The organism is Pseudomonas sp. UMAB-40 (assembly GCF_900095275.1).
Taxonomy (GTDB): Bacteria; Pseudomonadota; Gammaproteobacteria; order Pseudomonadales; family Pseudomonadaceae; genus Aquipseudomonas; species Aquipseudomonas mandelii_B.
In genome coordinates this window covers 208,703-227,124 of record NZ_LT607558.1, presented here as the reverse complement: position 1 = coordinate 227,124, position 18,422 = coordinate 208,703, and the positions used below count along the sequence as shown (strand labels likewise).

The following is an 18,422-nucleotide window of genomic DNA, read 5'->3' as shown; positions in this document are numbered from 1 at the left end:
ATCCCTTTTTCCGCGACTTTTTTGTGAAGATCTCCCATGTTGTTAACCCGTCATCTTGATGCGAATGCCACGCTGGTTTCGTTGATCGAGCCCCTGACCACTCGCGATGGATTCGCCCCTACGGCGTTGCCGGGCGTCCAGGTTTTACGGGCCAGTTGTGATGTGGCCCGTGGTCCGCAGATTTACGAACCGAGCCTGGTGATCATCGCCCAAGGCAGCAAACTGGCGTATCTGGGGCCTCGGACGCTGGAGTACGGCGCTGGGCATTATCTGATTCAGGCCTTGCCGGTGCCGTTTGAGTGCGAAACGTTTTCCGCGCCGGGCGGGCCGATGCTCGGGGTGTCCATCGCCATCGACCGAGTGGTGCTCGGTGAGTTGGTGTTGGCCATGGGGCTGGTGCCGGGGCGCACGGTGCCTGCGCAAACACTGGAATCCATGACGTCGGCGGTGCTCGACGATGCGATGCGCGGTTGCGTGGAACGGCTGTTGCGTTGCCTGCACGATCCGCTGGAATGCCAGATCATGGGGCCGGCGCGGTTGCGGGAATTGTTGTTCGTCGCGTTGCGCGGTCCGCAAGCCGATGTGTTGCGTGCGCTAGTCGAACAGCAGGGGCAGTTCGCCCGGATTGCAGCCTCGCTCAACCATTTGCACGGGCATTTCACCGAGCCGTTGAATGTGGAAACCCTGGCCAGTTGCGCGAACATGAGCGCGTCGACCTTTCATGAGCATTTCAAGCGCAGCACGTTGTTGTCGCCGGTGCAGTATTTGAAGCGTCTGCGCTTGCTCAAGGCGCAGCAGTTGTTGCTCGCCGAGGGTTTGGGCGTGGCGCAGGTGGCGCATCGGGTCGGGTATCAGAGCACGTCGCAGTTCAGCCGCGAGTACAAACGCTACTTCGAGCGCAATCCCGGGGATGAGCGCGCGGCCTGACACACCGCAATCCCTTGTGGGAGCGTGCTCGCGATAGCGGTGGATCAGCTTGCATCGGTGTTGAATTGTAAATTGCCATCGCGAGCACGCTCGCTCCCACAGGGGATCCGGGTGTAGCTTGAATTGCGGGCAACAAAAAGGCCCCCATTCCGGGAGCCTTGATGTTCAGGCATTCGGCTTACATGTTCGGGTAAGTCGGGCCGCCAGCACCTTCCGGCGCCACCCAAGTAATGTTCTGTGCAGGGTCCTTGATGTCGCAGGTCTTGCAGTGAACGCAGTTCTGGGCGTTGATCTGGAAGCGCTTCTCGCCGTCTTCCTTGGTCACCACTTCGTACACGCCGGCCGGGCAGTAACGCTGGGCAGGCTCATCGTACAGCGGCAAGTTCTTGCTGATCGGGATGCTCGGGTCGGTCAGCTTCAAGTGGCAAGGCTGTTCTTCTTCGTGGTTGGTACCCGAGATGAATACCGAGCTGAGTTTGTCGAAGCTGATCTTGCCGTCCGGTTTCGGGTAGTCGATCTTCTTGCAGTCGGCTGCGAGCTTGAGGCAGGCATAGTCCGGCTTGTTGTCGTGCAAGGTAAACGGCAGTTTGCCGCCGAAGATGTTCTGGTCGAGCCAGTTGAAACCGCCGCCGACGATGGCGCCGAATTTGTGGATCGCCGGGCCGAAGTTGCGGCTGGCGAACAGTTCGTCGTAGAGCCAACTCTTCTTGAACGCGTCGACGTAAGTGGTCAGCTCTTCGGTGCCGTCCTTCTCGGCAAACAGCGCCTCGGCCACGGATTCAGCGGCGAGCATGCCGGACTTCATCGCAGTGTGGCTGCCTTTGATCTTGGCGAAGTTCAGGGTGCCGAGGTCGCAACCGATCAGCGCGCCGCCCTTGAAGACCATTTTAGGCAGCGAGTTCAGGCCGCCTTTGCAGATGGCGCGGGCGCCGTAGCTGATGCGCTTGCCGCCTTCCAGGTACTGCTTGAGTACCGGGTGATGCTTGAGGCGCTGGAACTCGTCGAACGGCGACAGGTAGGTGTTGCTGTAGGAAAGATCGACGATCAGACCGACGACCACCTGGTTGTTTTCCAGGTGATAGAGGAACGAGCCGCCGGTGTTTTCGGTGCCCATGATGTCCATCGGCCAACCGGCGGTGTGGACCACCAGGCCTGGCTGATGCTTGGCTGGATCGACTTCCCAGATTTCTTTCAGACCGATGCCGTAATGCTGGGCGTCGGCTTCGCTGTCGAGGTTGAAGCGCTTGATCAGCTGCTTGCCGATGTGGCCACGGCAACCTTCGGCGAACAGCGTGTACTTGCCGCGCAGTTCCATGCCCGGGGTGTACAGGCCTTCTTTCGGATGGCCTTCGCGGTCAACGCCCAGATCACCGGTGATGATCCCGCGAACCACGCCGTTCTCGTCGAACAGCGCTTCCTGAGCGGCGAAGCCCGGGTAGATTTCTACGCCCAGGTTCTCGGCCTGCTGGGCCAGCCAGCGGCACAGGTTGCCCAGGGAGATGATGTAGTTGCCATCGTTGTGCATGGTCTTGGGCACAAAGAAGTCAGGGATTTTCTGCGCGCTGTCGGCGTTCTTGAGGACGAAAATGTCATCGCGGGTCACCGGCGTGTTCAGCGGGGCGCCGAGTTCTTTCCAGTCCGGGAACAATTCGTTCAGGGCGCGGGGTTCGAAGATCGCGCCGGACAGGATGTGTGCGCCGACTTCGGAGCCTTTTTCGACCACGCAGACGCTGATTTCCTTACCGGCTTCAGCGGCTTTCTGCTTCAAGCGGCAGGCGGCGGAAAGACCCGCGGGGCCGGCACCGACGATGACCACGTCGAATTCCATGTATTCGCGTTCCACAGGTTATCTCCTACTCAAGGCTCAACAGTTTTTTTTCTAATTGGAGGTTTGGTGTCGCATCCATGAATTCCTGCGCGATGCGAAGAACAGGACAATCGATAGACCACCTTTCTCTCTGGGTGGCGCATTATATCTACACCACTCCTAGCGTCCAATACAAACGTTTGTTTGAATTGGCTCAAAGCCAGAGAAATCAAAGTCACGCGGCTTATGAACGGCTATTTTGCCGTATTGACCGGAATAGGCGTTCCGGTCAAGATACGGTCGGTTTTGCGCTCGCCGTAGGCTGACTGTTGGGTTCAAGAGCACCTCTAAAGACAGGGCGATGGCAGTACAGGGTGATTTGCTGCACAGGTTTGGCGCGCAGTTTACACGCCGCGATAATGAATGACTCGTGGGTCACCACTGACGAACGGTCATTCGCCTCGTGAGCAAGGTTCACTCGATACACCTGCCAGCGTTTTTAGAGGTGCCCTTGCGCCGATGAGCATCAAACCGCCAGGTTCGCCTAGGCGACTTTCTTTTCACCGGAGAGTAACGAGGAATCCATGAAGGTTCTTGTAGCTGTCAAACGCGTTGTGGATTACAACGTCAAGGTTCGCGTCAAGGCGGACAATTCCGGCGTCGACCTCGCCAACGTCAAGATGTCGATGAACCCGTTCTGCGAAATCGCAGTGGAAGAAGCCGTGCGCCTGAAAGAGAAAGGCGTTGCGACTGAAATCGTCGTCGTCTCCATCGGCCCGACTACCGCTCAAGAGCAACTGCGCACCGCGCTGGCTCTGGGTGCTGACCGCGCCATCCTCGTCGAATCCGCCGAAGACCTGACTTCGCTGGCCGTTGCCAAGCTGCTCAAGGCTGTTGTCGACAAGGAACAGCCTCAGCTGGTGATCCTTGGCAAACAAGCCATCGACAGCGACAACAACCAGACTGGCCAGATGCTCGCTGCGTTGAGCGGCTACGGTCAGGGCACCTTCGCTTCGAAAGTCGAAGTGTCCGGCGACACCGTTGCCGTGACCCGCGAAATCGACGGCGGCGCGCAGACGGTTTCCCTGAAACTGCCGGCCATCGTCACCACCGACCTGCGTTTGAACGAGCCGCGCTACGCGTCCCTGCCAAACATCATGAAAGCCAAGAAGAAGCCTCTCGAAGTGCTGACTCCGGACGCTTTGGGCGTTTCCACCGCCTCCACCAACAAGACCGTGAAAGTCGAAGCGCCGGCTGCACGCAGCGCGGGTATCAAGGTCAAGTCGGTGGCTGAACTGGTCGAGAAACTGAAAAACGAAGCGAAGGTAATCTAAATGACTATCTTGGTTATTGCTGAACACGACAACAAAGTAGTGGCCCCGGCCACGCTGAACACCGTGGCTGCTGCCGCCAAAATCGGCGGTGACATCCACGTTCTGGTTGCCGGCCAGGGCGTTGGCGCCGTGGCTGAAGCCGCTGCGAAAATCGCTGGCGTGGCTAAAGTGCTGGTCGCCGACAACGCTGCCTACGCTCACCAACTACCGGAAAACGTCGCGCCGCTGGTAGCCGAACTGGGCGCTGGCTACAGCCACATCCTGGCTGCCGCCACTTCCAACGGCAAAAACATCCTGCCGCGCGTTGCCGCTCAGCTGGACGTTGACCAGATCTCCGAGATCATCTCGGTCGAAAGCGCTGACACGTTCAAGCGCCCGATCTACGCCGGTAACGCTATCGCGACCGTTCAATCGAACGCTGCGGTCAAAGTGATCACCGTGCGTGCTACCGGTTTCGACCCGGTGGCTGCTGAAGGTGGTTCGGCGTCGGTTGAAGCCGTTGCTGCTGCCCACGACGCTGGCACTTCCAGCTTCGTTGGCGAAGAACTGGCCAAGTCCGATCGTCCGGAACTGACCGCTGCCAAGATCGTCGTTTCCGGCGGGCGCGGCATGCAGAACGGCGACAACTTCAAACACCTGTACGCTCTGGCCGACAAGCTTGGCGCTGCCGTCGGTGCTTCCCGCGCCGCGGTCGACGCAGGTTTTGTACCCAACGACATGCAGGTCGGTCAGACCGGCAAGATCGTTGCTCCACAGCTGTACATCGCCGTCGGTATCTCCGGCGCGATCCAGCACCTGGCCGGCATGAAAGACTCCAAAGTGATCGTTGCGATCAACAAGGACGAAGAAGCGCCGATCTTCCAGGTGGCCGATTATGGCCTGGTGGCAGACCTGTTCGAAGCTATCCCCGAGTTTGAGAAGCTGGTCTAATCCAGTCGCTTGACTTATAAAGAGCCCGACCTTTTGGTCGGGCTTTTTTTTGTTCCGGATTTGAGTGGAGAGTGTCGCCATGGATTTGCGCCGCGTGGGTGGCTGGTCATTACTGCTGGGGCTGACGGTGCTGCCGGCGCTGGCCGTGGCCGCAGGCAAGTGCGAACGCCTGGTGGTGACCGGCAGCTCGGACGCGCCGCCGTACTTGTGGCAAGACCCGCAAAACCCCAAGCACCTGATCGGCGCCAGCGCAGACCTGTTGCAACACGTGGCAGGGGAGTTGGGCATCAAGATCGAACTGCTTTATGCCGGCAAGCGCGCCCAGGCCCTGGACGAAGTGCGCAGCGGACGCATGGACATGCTGGCCGACGCGCCGTTGACAGTCAGCGAGCTGGACACCCTGGATTACATCCATCCGCCGTTGCTGGAAAACGACTATCTGGTCTGGACCCGAAAAGACTCAGCATTGGTCTACAACCAGGCGCAAGACCTTCACGGCCATCCAGGTGCCGTGTCGGAAAAGTCTCGAATGACCCAGGCATTCGGCATTTTCGCCGAGCAGCAATTGACCCTCGTGCGTACTCCGAACCTGACCCAGGCCTTTCAGAAATTGCTGCTGGGCGAGGTGGAATTTGTCCTCGCGGGACGCTACTCGGGCATGGCCGCCGCGCAAACCCTGAGTATGGCCAACGACCTGATCGCCCGTCCCCAACCGGTCGACAAACCCGGCCTGTTCCTCGCGGTTTCCCATAACTCCTCGTGCAACGATCCGTGGTTGCGCGGACAGCTGGCCAAAAAGATGACAGAATTGCCCGCGTCCGGACTGACGGAAAGCGTGCTGCAACGCAATATCGAGCGTTGGACAGCGCAGCAACAGCAACCCGCCAGTACCCCAAAACAGTAGGGATTTTTAGTGAGTATTCGACCTCTTTTCGCTGCCCTGGCCGTTCTGGCTCTGGCGGGTTGTGCAGCCGATCCGGCGCCGAATGAACAAATACGCCTGACCGAGCAGGCGCTCGAGCAAGCCAAAGCCGTAGGCGCTACCGCCGCCGACGTGCCGGAACTCAAGCTGGCCGAAGGCAAGTTTTCTCGTGCCCAGGGCGACATGACTGATCAGTCCTACAGGCATGCGCGCATGCGGGCCGAGCAGGCAGAACTGGACGCGCGTCTGGCCGAAGCCAAGGTGCTGACCCTCAAGAGCGAGGAGCAACTGAATGTGCTCAATACCCGCATCACTCGCCTGCGCAAGCAACTGGGAGATGCCCAATGAGCCTCAAGTCCAAAGCACTCGGCGGCTTGATCCTCGCAGGTTGCGCAAGCCTTTACGGCTGCGCCGGCCAACACAGCGAGACTGCATTGCAGCAGGCCGGGACTGACTTCCAGAAGGTCAAGGAAGACTCCAACGTGCTGCGAATCGCGCCCAAGGATGTGATTCGTGCCGGCGAATCCCTGGCCCGTGCTGATCGTCTTTCCAGTTATTGGGGCAGCGGCTCGGATGTGGTGCATTACGCCTACCTGAGCCAGCGCTACAGCGAAATCGCCCGTGAGCACACTAATCAGGTGCTCAACGAAGAGCGCGCTGCAAAGCTCGAACTGGAACGTCAGCGTCTGCAACTTGCTCTGCGCGAGTCAAAATTGCTCAGCGTGCAGCAGCAAGGCAAGTGGCTCGAAGAACAGATCGTTGCTTTGGCAACCACACAGACCGACCGTGGTCTGGTGATGACCCTGGGCGATGTGCTGTTCGACACCGGCGAAGCAGAGCTGAAGAATTCGGCGAACCGCGTGGTGCTGAAGATCGTGCAATTCCTTCAGCTCAATCCCAAACGCGTGGTCCGCATCGAGGGCTACACCGACAGCACCGGTGGTAAGCAGGACAACCTCAAACTGTCCCGTGACCGTGCGCAGTCGGTGGCGGATGTGCTGATGGACCTGGGTATCGACGACAAACGTATCAAAGTCGAAGGCTACGGCGATGAATACCCGGTGGACGTGAACGCTTCCGAGCGTGGTCGCGCGCAGAACCGTCGGGTCGAAATTGTGTTCTCCGACGAAAAAGGCCAGCTCGGCGCCGCCCGCTAAGGGCTGCGTTTCTGGAAAACCCGGCCTGCCCGACAGTGCCGGGTTTTTTTGCGCCTGCCAATTGCCTCTCAAAACAGTACAGTTTTTACTGACACTGCACTGTACGGTCGACTATTGTGGCAACTGTCCCAGTACACTTCTAAACTGTTCCGGTATTGTTTCGCACAAGAATAAAATGCCCGTGAAATCGAGTGCTGCGTCATGACCAATCTCTTGCTCTACCAACGTATTGCTCAGCAACTGGCCGAAGACATCCGCCGTGGCGTCTATCAACCGGGGGAGCGCGTGCCTTCGGTGCGCAAGATGAGCTCGCAGCTCAACGTCAGCCATGCAACCGTTTTGCAGGCTTACGCCAATCTCGAGGATCAAGGGCTGATCCGCGCCCGGCCGCAGTCGGGTTACTACGTGCACCAGACGCCGGCCCTGACGGCGCCCACGCCGGACATCGCCCGGGTCGAGCGGCCTGGTCTGGTCACCCGCAGCAGCATCATCCAGCAAGTGCTCGTCGAGTCCCGCCGCGAGGGCGTTTTCCCCTTGGGCGCGGCGGTGCCGAGCGTCGATTATCTACCGGTCCGCGCCTTGCACCAGCAATTGGCCAAGGTCACCCGTTTCCATAGTCCGCGTGCCTTCAGCTACATGTTCAGCCCCGGTTTTGAACCGTTGCGCCGGCAGGTGGCGATCCGCATGCGTGATGCCGGCGTGGTGGTCGATCCGTCCGAAGTGGTGATCACCCACGGCTGTGTCGATGCATTGCAGATGTCTCTTCGCGTGCTGACCCGGCCGGGCGACCTGATCGCCGCCGAATCGCCGACTTATTATGGTTTGTTGCAATTGGCCGACCTGCTGGGTCTCAAAGTCATCGAGATCCCCAGCGACCCGGCGACTGGCATGAGCCTCGAAGCCCTGCAGTTGGCGGCCAACCAGTGGTCGATCAAGGCGCTGGTGCTGACCACGCGTCTGAGTAATCCACTGGGCGGCACCATGCCCGAAGAGCGGCAGAAACAACTGCTGCGACTGGCCTCCGATTTCGATATCCAGATCGTTGAAGACGACATCTACGGCGAATTGATGTTCGAACAAGGCCGGACCAAATCGCTCAAGGCCTACGATCGGCTTGATCGAGTGATCTATTGCTCGAGCTTCTCCAAGACCCTGTCTCCGGGCGTGCGGATTGGCTGGATGATCGCCGGCAAACATCAGCAAGAGATTCAGCGTTTGCAGACGTTCAGTACGCATTCGGCGTGCAGCGTCACGCAAATGGGCATCGCCGCGTACCTGGAAAATGGCGGCTACGACCGTCACTTGCGCTACATCCGTCAGGAATACCGCAAGAACCTCAGCGCCTTCCAGTTGGCCGTGCAGCAGTACTTCCCGGAAGGCACGCAGATGACCCGGCCCACTGGCGGCTTCATTCTGTGGGTCAGCCTGCCAGGACGGGTCAACACTCAAGAGCTGCATGTGCGTGCGTTGCAGCAGGGCATCAGCATCGCGCCGGGGCTGATTTTCAGTAACACCGAGCAGTTCAATCACTGCATTCGCCTGAACTGTGGGACGCCCTGGAATCGTGAAGCGGAGCGCGCATTGATGACGTTGGGGATGTTGGCCACGCAGCTTTGCCAGGAGACGGCCAGCGGTTTCTGACAAGAACGCCGGTCGTTTCCTACGCGTGCTTGTCATGTTGCGTACAACAGGCGAGCATATGGCCCTCTGCCGTTAGCGTCGTTGGGTCCATGAAACCGATTTTTCCTGCCGCCTGCCTATCGATCTGCCTCCTCTTGACCGTTAATGCCCAAGGCGTCATGGCGGCTTCGACTCAGGAAACGCCGGCAGCCAGCGCAACAACGTCGAAAAAACCAGCGCCCGTCAAGAAAGCCGAGGCGGTCAAAAAGAAAGCCGCGCCGACCAAAAAGAAACCGGCGGTGCTGAAAAAGCGTCCACCGATTGCTACCAAGTCGAAACCGGCAAGTGAAGTCGTGAAAACCCGGTTGCCTTCCGCCAATCTCGATCTGAGCCTACCTCAAGACATGGTTCAGGAGCTGAAACCGATCGGTACGGTCCCGATGCCACGACACGACGCCGTATTGCCGCAGATGTTCGGTGACAAGAACAGTCAATTTCAGCTCAACGGCCGGCTGCTCAGCAACGAAATGCAGTTGCAACTGCGCAATGAAGAGCGCCGGGACGTTGAAGGCGCAGCGCTGGATTTCGAGTTCAAACAGTAAATCTGCGCTGATTCGTGACCCGCGACCCAGACGCTTTGTCGGAGACTGGTCAGTCACGTTCGTTTGAGCGCAAAAACCCCGGTCCAGGTAATTTAAAACAACTGTTTTAGCGGTTACTCTGTGCCTCGTCCATTAACACATCTCCCGTCGCGAGGAGCTTTTCGTCATGAAATGCCGTGAAGGCTGTGGCGCCTGTTGCATTGCCCCCTCCATCAGTTCACCGATTCCCGGCATGCCCAATGGCAAGGCCGCTGGCGAACGTTGCGTACAACTGTCTGTCGATAACCTGTGCAATATTTTCGGCAATCCACAACGGCCTGCCGTGTGTTCGGCGTTTGAAGCCGACGTCGAAGTCTGCGGAAGCAGCAGTGACGAAGCGATCAAGTTGCTGGGATGGTGGGAGCAAATGACGGCTGCATGATGTGTTCTACGAACGGAACTTCAACAACAAGGAATAAGACTATGGGTTCGCTGCATCGTATGGCTGTGCTGTGTGGTTTGACGGTGGTGCTGGCCACCACCGCCGCACAGGCCGAAGACTGGAAAGTCGCCAAGAATGAAGACGGCATCAAGGTGTCCCTGAGTGAAGTGGCCGGTTCCGATTACAAGGCCTACCAGGGCGTGACCCTGATGAAAACCACCCTGGCCAAATTGCGCGCGCTGCAGGAAGACGTGGCAGGCGCCTGCGCCTGGATTCACGAGTGCAAAATGCAGAAACTGCTCAAGCACGAAGGCGATCAGAGCTGGACCTACACCCAGTTCAATACCCCGTGGCCGGTGACGCCGCGTGATTCGGTGCTGCATATCACCACCACCGAAGGCGCCGACGGCAGCCTGACCCGCAAGCTCGAAGGCGTGCCGAAGTACATTCCTGAGGAAAAGGGTTTCGTGCGGGTCACCAAGGTCGACGGTTTCTGGAAGTTCGTCCCCAAGGGTGACCAGATCGAAGTGACCTACCAGGTGCACACTGAGCCAGGCGGCAGCATCCCATCGATGGTCGCCAACAAGTTCGTGGTCGATGCGCCGTTCAACACGCTCAAAGCCCTGAAGGAACGCGCAGAGAAGTAATTGCGCGCTGTTTCATGAACGCCCCGACCTTTCGGGGCGTTTTTTATTTGGCAATAGTCAGTTATGCATGTGGGAGCGAACCTGCCCGCGATAGCGGTTTCTCATCCGACATAGGGTCGACTGATCCACCGCTATCGCGAGAAGGCTCGCTCCCACAGGTATATTTTGTTTCCAAATATACGTTGCACGAAATTTTCACAAAGCCTCCAAGACAATTCGCCCGCGTCAGCATACCGGGCACTAATCAATGGCAATGCTGCGGGTGATCGTGCAACATTTGCGCACCGCGCAAGCCCCGGGGCCGAGAACTGGCCAACAGAGGGCAGGGCGCCGCTTTATTTTTGATACTTCAACTTCCAATGGGTCCTAAAACGACATGGCAAACCCGGACGCCCTGAGTCAGCAGCGAGCTTCTAGTCGCCTGCTGCAACCGACCGTCAAATCGCACCTGGCCTACACGCTGCTGTGCGCCTTGATCATGATGGTCATGTTCAGCCTGCTGCGTGTTGCGCTGCTGGTCTACAACCGCGAAATGATTCTGGATTCACCTGCCTCGACCTTTATCGAGGCGTTCGCCAATGGTCTGCGTTTCGACCTGCGCCTGGTGGTCTACCTCTGCATTCCGCTGATTCTGGCACTGTTCAGCGCCCGGGCCATGGCCGCTCGGGGGTTCTTCCGCTTCTGGCTGACCATCGCCTCGAGCATCGCGCTGTTCCTCGGCCTGATGGAGATGGATTTTTACCGCGAGTTCCACCAGCGCCTCAACGGCCTGGTCTTCCAGTACGTGAAGGAAGACCCGAAAACCGTGATGAGCATGCTCTGGTACGGTTTTCCTGTGGTTCGCTACCTGCTGGCCTGGGCTTTCGGCACGCTGATCCTGACCCTCGCGTTCAAGGGGGCCGACCGGGCGACCCGTCCTCGTGGCCCGTTCAGCGGCGGCAGCATCGGCACACGCCAGGTCGCCCCGTGGTATGCACGAGGCGTCGTATTCGTGGTTTGCCTGCTGGTCTGCGTGGTCGCCGCTCGTGGCACCCTGCGTCAGGGCCCGCCGCTGCGTTGGGGTGACGTCTACACCACCGACTCGAACTTCGCCAACCAGTTGGGCCTCAACGGCACGCTGTCGCTGATTGCGGCGGCCAAGAGCCGGATGTCCGAAGATCGCGACAACATCTGGAAGGCCACCCTGCCACAGCCTGAAGCGCAGAAAGTCGTGCGTGACATGCTGGTGATGGCGGACGACAAACTGGTGGATACCGAAACCGCAGCCGTGCGCCGCGACTACACGCCACCAGCCGACAAGACCCTGCCGATCAAGAACGTCGTCGTGATCCTGATGGAGAGCATGGCCGGTCACTCGGTGGGCGCCTTGGGTGCACCGGGCAACATCACGCCCTACCTCGACAAACTGTCGAAGGAAGGCCTGATGTTCGACCGCTTCTTCTCCAACGGCACCCATACCCACCAGGGTATGTTCGCCACCATGGCGTGCTTCCCGAATCTGCCGGGTTTTGAATACCTGATGCAGACGCCGGAAGGCAGCCACAAGTTGTCCGGCCTGCCGCAATTGCTCAGTGCCCGTGACTATGACGACGTGTACGTCTACAACGGCGACTTTGCCTGGGACAACCAGTCGGGTTTCTTCAGCAACCAGGGCATGACCAACTTCATTGGTCGTAACGACTTCGTGAACCCGGTGTTCTCCGATCCGACCTGGGGCGTGTCCGACCAGGACATGTTCGACCGTGGTCTGGTAGAGCTCAAGGCGCGGGAAAACGGCAAGCCGTTCTATGCGCTGCTGCAAACCCTGTCCAACCACACGCCTTACGCCTTGCCGACCCCATTGCCGGTTGAGCGCGTGACCGATCGCGGTAGCCTGAACGAGCATTTGACCGCCATGCGCTATGCGGACTGGGCGCTGGGCCAGTTCTTTGAAAAGGCCCGCAAGGAGCCTTATTTCAAGGAAACCCTGTTTGTAATCGTCGGCGACCATGGTTTTGGCAACGAGCGTCAGATCACCGAAATGGACCTTGGCCGCTTCAACGTACCGCTGCTGCTGATTGCACCGGGCATCCAGGAAAAGTTCGGCGAGCGTGACCATACCGTGGGCACGCAGATCGACATCGTGCCGACCATCATGGGCCGTATTGGTGGCGAAGTGCGTCATCAGTGCTGGGGCCGCGATTTGCTCAACCTGCCTGAAGGCGACACCGGTTTCGGTGTGATCAAACCGTCGGGTAGCGAGCAGACCACCGCCATCATCACGGCTGATCAGATTCTGGTGCTGCCGAAGGAAAAGGAAATGGCGCCGAAGATGTATCAGTACGAACTGGGCGCGACACCTCACGCCGAGATCGTTCCGGATGCACCGCGTACCGCTGAGCTTAAGCTCAAGCTCGAAGCCTTCCTGCAAACGGCGACCAAGAGCCTGATCGACAACACCGCCGGTGTGGTTGACGGCAAGCCGGACTAAGTTTTCGGCGCAATAAAAAAGAGGCCTTCGAGGGCCTCTTTTTTTGCTTGTTAATTCTTTATATCTTGCCAAGTAACAGCAGAATCAACAGCACCACCAACACCACGCCGATGATACCCGACGGGCCATAACCCCAACTTCTGGAGTGTGGAAAGACCGGCAAACCACCTACCAGCAGGAGAATCAGAATTACGATAAGAATTGTGCCCATGTCTATTTCCTTGTTGGAAGTGTTCTGGAATAACCTATGCTTTTAACTGTCAGCTGGACTGCAATAAACCCGAGCTGCTTACAAAATCCGACTGCCGCTTGTGTCGGAAAATTCCAAGTTTTTTTAATGTATTTCGAAGAAAGCCTTATTTCGTTTTTGGCGGCGTTAGTTGACTCCGGCGCTCCCTCGGTTTGCTCGGACCATTCAGCAATCTGATGGAGCGTGGGTCGCGCAATGTCCTTCGCTACACTCAGCGCATCTTCCCCGGAACAACAAGGCTGTTTGCTATGCAAAATCGCATGATGATCACTGGCGCGGGCTCAGGCCTGGGTCGCGAAATCGCGCTGCGCTGGGCGCGTGAAGGCTGGCAGCTGGCCTTGTCGGATGTCAGCGAGCCCGGTCTGCAGGAAACCCTGAAACTGGTTCGCGACGCAGGTGGCGACGGTTTTATCCAGCGTTGCGATGTGCGCGATTACAGCCAACTGACCGCATTCGCCCAGGCGTGCGAAGAGAAGCTTGGCGGCATCGATATCATCGTCAACAACGCCGGCGTGGCTTCGGGCGGGTTCTTCAGTGAACTGTCCCTGGAAGATTGGGACTGGCAGATCGCAATCAACCTGATGGGCGTGGTCAAGGGCTGCAAGGCCTTCCTGCCGTTGCTGGAGAAAAGCAAAGGCAAAATCATCAACATCGCGTCCATGGCCGCCCTGATGCAAGGTCCGGCCATGAGCAACTACAACGTGGCCAAGGCCGGCGTAGTGGCCCTGTCCGAAAGCCTGCTGGTCGAACTGGCGCAGCAGGAAGTGGGCGTGCACGTGGTTTGTCCGTCGTTCTTCCAGACCAACCTGCTGGATTCTTTCCGTGGCCCGACCCCGGCCATGAAAGCCCAGGTCGGCAAATTGCTGGAAAGTTCGCCAATCACCGCGACCGACATTGCCGATTACATCTATGAGCACGTCGCCGCCGGTGAATTCATGATCCTGCCCCACGAACAGGGACGCATGGCCTGGGCGCTGAAGCAGAAAAACCCGCAACTGCTCTACAACGAAATGACCGTCATGGCCGACAAAATGCGCGCCAAGGCCAAACAAAACGCAGGCTGAACTTGCCCGTGCGCAACACCGTCGTTAGGGTGGCCGCAACCGGTCATCCTTACGAGACGCGTGAATGCTCAATTACCTGTGGTTTTTCCTCGCGGCGCTGTTCGAAATTGCCGGCTGCTTCGCCTTCTGGATGTGGCTGCGCCAAGGTAAGAGCATTTGGTGGGTGGCACCAGCGCTGCTCAGCCTGACGTTATTTGCGCTGTTGCTGACCCGTGTCGAGGCGACTTACGCCGGTCGGGCCTATGCCGCCTATGGGGGCATTTACATCGTCGCGTCGATCGGTTGGCTGGCGGTGGTTGAGCGAATTCGTCCCCTTGGCTCGGACTGGCTGGGCGTGGCGCTGTGCGTGATCGGGGCCAGTGTGATTCTGTTCGGCCCGCGTTTCTCTGCTTCCTGAAGCGGCACTCAAAGATTTGTCAGACGTTTCCGTAAGGCGGGATCTTCCTGCGCTGTAGGGCGGGACTGATTTGCCGTTGCTGCATTGAAGAGCGGCTGCGGGCCGGGCATCTTCAAGGGCCGGTAACCCTGAAGGATGAATGCCATGCTTGTACTCAGTCGCGTTGTGGGCGAGATGATTTCCATCGGTGACAACATTTCAGTGCGCATCATCGCCGTCAACGGAGGCAGCGTGCGCTTCGGTGTCGAAGCGCCACAAAACGTCAATGTGCATCGGGCCGAGGTCTACGATCGCATCCAGGTCAAACTGGCCAAAACCAAAAGACGTTGAGCCCCTCAGTCGAAAAGGTGCTTGGGCACATCGTGCTTGAGCATCAACTGGCATTGCTCGCTGTCCGGATCAAAAACGATCAGCGCCTGGCCCTTGGTCAATGCCTGGCGAACACGCAATACGCGGGTTTCCAGCGGCGTGTCGTCACCATTGTCCGTACCGTCGCGGGTCACGAAGTCCTCGATCAGGCGGGTCAGGGTGTCGACTTCAAGTTGGTCGTAGGGAATCAGCATAGGCACCTCGGCTAAACAATGGCGCGATGCTACGGCGAATGCTCGGTTGCGGCTAGCCTTGGCCTTCAACGTTGCCTGATCTGATGCCATCGCGGGCAAGCCACGCTCCCACAGGTTTTGCGGCGATCACTATGTCCTGATCGACGCTAAACCTGTGGGAGCGGGCTTGCCCGCGATGGCGACGGCCCAAGCGACGCACTACGTGGGTCAGCTATCTGTTCGCTGTCCCACCAGACTGTCCACCGACGGCACCCGCGTATCGCTTTCCATCTGCGTGTCGTGCTCGATCTGATGACTGAACCGGTCCAGCGAGCCCTTCGCGGGCTGCGCATCGCTGGCAAACACCGGCGGGCTCAGAATGTAGGCGCCGAGTAGACGACTCAGCGCCGCCAGGCTATCGATGTGCGTGCGCTCGTAACCGTGAGTGGCATCACAGCCGAAGGCGAGCAGGGCGGTGCGGATGTCGTGCCCGGCGGTGACCGCCGAATGCGCATCGCTGAAGTAATAGCGAAACAGGTCGCGGCGCACCGGTAACTCGTTTTCACTGGCCAGCCTGAGCAAGTGCCGCGACAGGTGATAGTCGTAAGGCCCGCCGGAATCCTGCATCGCCACGCTCACCGCGTGTTCGCTGGAATGCTGGCCGGGCGCAACCGGCGCGATATCAATGCCGACGAATTCGCTGACGTCCCACGGCAAAGCGGCCGCCGCACCGCTGCCGGTTTCCTCGGTGATGGTGAACAGCGGATGACAATCGATCATCAACTCCTCACCGCTGTCGACGATCGCTTTTATCGCCGCCAGCAGCGCTGCAACGCCGGCCTTGTCGTCGAGGTGACGGGCGCTGATGTGGCCGCTTTCAGTGAACTCTGGCAGCGGGTCGAAGGCGACGAAATCGCCCACGCTGATCCCCAGGGAATCGCAGTCCGCGCGGGTGGCGCAGTAAGCGTCCAGGCGCAACTCGACGTGATCCCAACTGATCGGCATTTCATCCACCGCGGTGTTGAACGCGTGCCCGGACGCCATCAGCGGTAACACGCTGCCGCGAATCACCCCGTTGTCGGTGAACAGGCTGACGCGGCTGCCCTCGGCAAAACGGCTGGACCAGCAACCGACCGGGGCGAGCGTCAGGCGACCGTTGTCTTTCACCGCGCGAACCGCGGCGCCGATGGTGTCGAGGTGAGCGGAGACCGCACGGTCCGGGCTGTTTTTCTTGCCCTTGAGCGTGGCGCGGATGGTGCCGCGCCGGGTCATTTCAAAGGGAATGCCCAGCTCTTCGAGGCGTTCGGCGACGTACCGCACGATGGTGTCGGTGAAGCCGGTCGGGCTGGGAATGGCGAGCATTTCCAGCAGGACTTTTTGCAAGTAGTTGAGATCCGGTTCGGGGATTTTGCTGGTCATGGAAACTCCTGATGAGTTGAGGCCATCGATGGTTTCGATGAGGAGAAAAGATTGGGTGCCTGGACTGGCGCCATCGCTAGCAGGCTCGCTCCCACAGGGGAATGCATTCCAAATGTGGGAGTGAGCCTGCTCGCGATAGCGTCAGCTCAGGCGACACATCACTAAGAAGCTGCTGGCTGACTGTGCGGAAACAACAAATCCACAAACCGCTCGGCCGTCGGCTGCGGTTCATGGTTGGCCAGCCCGGCGCGTTCGTTGGCTTCGATAAACACATAGGCCGGTTGATCGGCGGCAGGCACCATCAGGTCGAGCCCGACCATGGGAATATCCAGCGCTCGCGCCGCCCGCACCGCCGCATCCACCAGGGTCGGATGCAACATCGCCGTGACATCCTCCAGAACCCCACCGGTATGAAGATTCGCGGTACGCCTTACGAACAAATGCTCACCGGCCGGCAGAACACTGTTGTAGTCATAACCTGCTGCCTGCAACGTGCGCTCGGTCTCATGGTCCAGCGGGATTTTGCTTTCACCGCTGGTGGCCGCCTGCCGACGCCGACTCTGCGCTTCGATCAGTGCGCCGATGGAATGCTGACCATCGCCCACCACCTCGGCGGGCCGGCGAATCGCCGCGGCGACCACTTCGAAACCGATCACCACAATCCGCAAATCGAGACCTTCGTGGAAACTTTCCAGGAGCACGCGGCTGTCGAACTGCCGGGCGGATTCGATCGCTTGCTGGACCTCTTCGATGGTTCGCAAATCCACCGCGACGCCTTGACCTTGCTCGCCATCCAGAGGCTTGACCACCACCCGCTCGTGTTCATCGAGAAACGCCAGGTTGTCGTCGGCGTTGCCGGCCAGTTGCTGCGAGGGCAGGTTCAAACCGGCGGCCTTGAGCACGTTGTGCGTCAGGCTTTTGTCCTGGCACAGGGTCATGCTGATGGCGCTGGTCAGGTCGCTCAGGGATTCGCGGCAACGCACCCGGCGCCCGCCATGACTGAGGGTGAACATCCCGGCGTCGGCGTCATCGACGTGCACATCGATGCCACGTCGATGGGCTTCCTCGACAATGATCCGCGCATACGGGTTGAACTCGGCTTCAGGTCCGGGGCCGAGGAACAGCGGCTGGTTGATGCCGTTCTTGCGCTTGATGGCGAAGGTCGACAGGTTGCGAAAGCCGAGCTTGGCGTAAAGACTTTTCGCCTGCCGGTTGTCGTGCAACACCGAGAGATCCAGGTAACTCAGCCCACGGCTCATGAAGTGTTCGATCAAATGCCGCACCAGCACTTCTCCGACGCCGGGCCGCGAGCAGTGCGGGTCGACCGCCAGGCACCACAGGCTGCTGCCGTTCTCGGGATCGTTGAACGCCTTGTGATGATTGAGGCCCATGACGCTGCCGATGATCGCGCCGCTGTCTTCATCTTCGGCCAGCCAATACACCGGGCCGCCCTGATGTCGCGGCGTCAGCAAATTCGCATCAATCGGCAACATGCCGCGCGCCTGGTACAGCTGATTGATCGCCTGCCAGTCTGTCTCGCTTTGGGCCCGGCGAATGCGAAAGCCGCGAAACACCCGGGTTGACTGACGGTAATCGCTGAACCACAGACGCAAGGTGTCGGAGGGGTCGAGAAACAGTTGCGCCGGTTCCAGCCCCAACACTTGCTGGGGGGCGGCAACGTACAACGCGATGTCGCGCTCACCGGTCTGCTCGTTGAGCAGCTCCTGGGCCAGGCTCGCCGCATCTGGAAAGGTATGGCCGATCAGCAACCGGCCCCAGCCGCAATGCACCGCAATCGGCGCCGCGCCCAGTTCACTGCCGTCTTCGGCCAGACGTGCCTGCAAACGTTCATAGGAGGGCGACTGACCGCGCAACAAGCGTTGGCTATAAGCCGTGGCGTGGGGTTTCATCGA

The 18,422-nt window shown here is 59.3% G+C and carries 19 protein-coding genes; 14 read left to right on the top strand and 5 right to left on the bottom strand.

Annotation, left to right across the window (positions count from 1 at the left end):
- Positions 1-36: 36 nt before the first annotated feature.
- Positions 37-927 carry an AraC family transcriptional regulator gene (locus K0F88_RS13640; RefSeq protein WP_219095378.1) on the top strand — a complete coding sequence of 297 codons (891 nt, stop codon included), beginning with the start codon at positions 37-39 and terminating at the stop codon, positions 925-927.
- Between the two features lie 178 nt (positions 928-1,105).
- On the opposite strand, the gene K0F88_RS13635 is transcribed toward K0F88_RS13640, so the two are convergent.
- Positions 1,106-2,770, bottom strand: coding sequence for an electron transfer flavoprotein-ubiquinone oxidoreductase (locus K0F88_RS13635; RefSeq protein WP_219095377.1), 1,665 nt, complete (start codon positions 2,768-2,770; stop codon positions 1,106-1,108).
- 548 nt (positions 2,771-3,318) lie between these two features.
- Between K0F88_RS13635 and K0F88_RS13630 the strand changes: the two genes are divergently transcribed.
- From K0F88_RS13630 to K0F88_RS13585, 10 genes are all read left to right on the top strand, one after another.
- Entirely contained in the window at positions 3,319-4,068 is a 750-nt protein-coding gene (locus K0F88_RS13630; RefSeq protein WP_010461775.1) for an electron transfer flavoprotein subunit beta/FixA family protein, read from the top strand.
- Positions 4,069-4,998 carry an electron transfer flavoprotein subunit alpha/FixB family protein gene (locus K0F88_RS13625; protein WP_010461774.1) on the top strand — a complete coding sequence of 310 codons (930 nt, stop codon included), beginning with the start codon at positions 4,069-4,071 and terminating at the stop codon, positions 4,996-4,998.
- A 79-nt stretch (positions 4,999-5,077) separates the two neighbouring features.
- A complete protein-coding gene (locus K0F88_RS13620; protein ID WP_219095376.1) occupies positions 5,078-5,902 on the top strand; it encodes an ABC transporter substrate-binding protein in 825 nt (274 codons plus the stop codon).
- Between the two features lie 9 nt (positions 5,903-5,911).
- The gene (locus tag K0F88_RS13615) at positions 5,912-6,268 is read left to right on the top strand and encodes a DUF4398 domain-containing protein (protein ID WP_219095375.1); all 357 of its coding nucleotides are present in this window, start codon (positions 5,912-5,914) and stop codon (positions 6,266-6,268) included.
- Positions 6,265-7,077: an OmpA family protein gene (locus tag K0F88_RS13610; RefSeq protein WP_219095374.1), complete on the top strand. Its 813-nt coding sequence runs from the start codon at positions 6,265-6,267 to the stop codon at positions 7,075-7,077. The genes K0F88_RS13615 and K0F88_RS13610 overlap by 4 nt, the downstream gene beginning before the upstream one ends.
- A 201-nt stretch (positions 7,078-7,278) precedes the next feature.
- Positions 7,279-8,718, top strand: a complete 1,440-nt coding sequence (locus K0F88_RS13605; protein WP_219095373.1) for a PLP-dependent aminotransferase family protein — start codon at positions 7,279-7,281, stop codon at positions 8,716-8,718.
- Between the two features lie 89 nt (positions 8,719-8,807).
- Entirely contained in the window at positions 8,808-9,299 is a 492-nt protein-coding gene (locus K0F88_RS13600) for a translation initiation factor 2 (protein ID WP_094468463.1), read from the top strand.
- A 166-nt stretch (positions 9,300-9,465) separates the two neighbouring features.
- Positions 9,466-9,720, top strand: coding sequence for a YkgJ family cysteine cluster protein (locus K0F88_RS13595; RefSeq protein ID WP_094468462.1), 255 nt, complete (start codon positions 9,466-9,468; stop codon positions 9,718-9,720).
- A 41-nt stretch (positions 9,721-9,761) separates the two neighbouring features.
- Positions 9,762-10,367, top strand: coding sequence for an START domain-containing protein (locus K0F88_RS13590; RefSeq protein ID WP_094468461.1), 606 nt, complete (start codon positions 9,762-9,764; stop codon positions 10,365-10,367).
- A gap of 376 nt (positions 10,368-10,743) precedes the next feature.
- Positions 10,744-12,837 (top strand): LTA synthase family protein, encoded by a 2,094-nt coding sequence (locus K0F88_RS13585; protein WP_219095372.1) that lies wholly within the window; start codon positions 10,744-10,746, stop codon positions 12,835-12,837.
- Between the two features lie 58 nt (positions 12,838-12,895).
- On the opposite strand, the gene K0F88_RS13580 is transcribed toward K0F88_RS13585, so the two are convergent.
- The gene (locus tag K0F88_RS13580) at positions 12,896-13,054 is read right to left on the bottom strand and encodes a DUF3309 family protein (RefSeq protein ID WP_169858239.1); all 159 of its coding nucleotides are present in this window, start codon (positions 13,052-13,054) and stop codon (positions 12,896-12,898) included.
- Positions 13,055-13,335: 281 nt separating this feature from the next.
- Here K0F88_RS13580 and K0F88_RS13575 point away from each other — a divergent pair, with 281 nt between their 5' ends.
- From K0F88_RS13575 to csrA, 3 genes are all read left to right on the top strand, one after another.
- Positions 13,336-14,151 (top strand): SDR family oxidoreductase, encoded by an 816-nt coding sequence (locus K0F88_RS13575; RefSeq protein ID WP_219095371.1) that lies wholly within the window; start codon positions 13,336-13,338, stop codon positions 14,149-14,151.
- Between the two features lie 64 nt (positions 14,152-14,215).
- A complete protein-coding gene (locus K0F88_RS13570; RefSeq protein WP_094468458.1) occupies positions 14,216-14,548 on the top strand; it encodes a YnfA family protein in 333 nt (110 codons plus the stop codon).
- Between the two features lie 144 nt (positions 14,549-14,692).
- Positions 14,693-14,878, top strand: a complete 186-nt coding sequence (csrA, locus tag K0F88_RS13565; RefSeq protein WP_010461752.1) for a carbon storage regulator CsrA — start codon at positions 14,693-14,695, stop codon at positions 14,876-14,878.
- Positions 14,879-14,883: 5 nt separating this feature from the next.
- Here the strand turns inward: csrA and K0F88_RS13560 are convergent, their stop codons facing one another.
- The 3 genes from K0F88_RS13560 to ngg form a co-directional block, all read right to left on the bottom strand.
- Positions 14,884-15,111: a YheU family protein gene (locus tag K0F88_RS13560; protein WP_010461751.1), complete on the bottom strand. Its 228-nt coding sequence runs from the start codon at positions 15,109-15,111 to the stop codon at positions 14,884-14,886.
- 207 nt (positions 15,112-15,318) lie between these two features.
- Positions 15,319-16,509 carry an osmoprotectant NAGGN system M42 family peptidase gene (locus K0F88_RS13555; protein ID WP_219095370.1) on the bottom strand — a complete coding sequence of 397 codons (1,191 nt, stop codon included), beginning with the start codon at positions 16,507-16,509 and terminating at the stop codon, positions 15,319-15,321.
- Positions 16,510-16,670: 161 nt separating this feature from the next.
- On the bottom strand, positions 16,671-18,419 hold the full coding sequence (gene ngg / locus K0F88_RS13550; protein WP_219095369.1) for an N-acetylglutaminylglutamine synthetase: 1,749 nt from the start codon (positions 18,417-18,419) through the stop codon (positions 16,671-16,673).
- Positions 18,420-18,422: the final 3 nt, after the last annotated feature.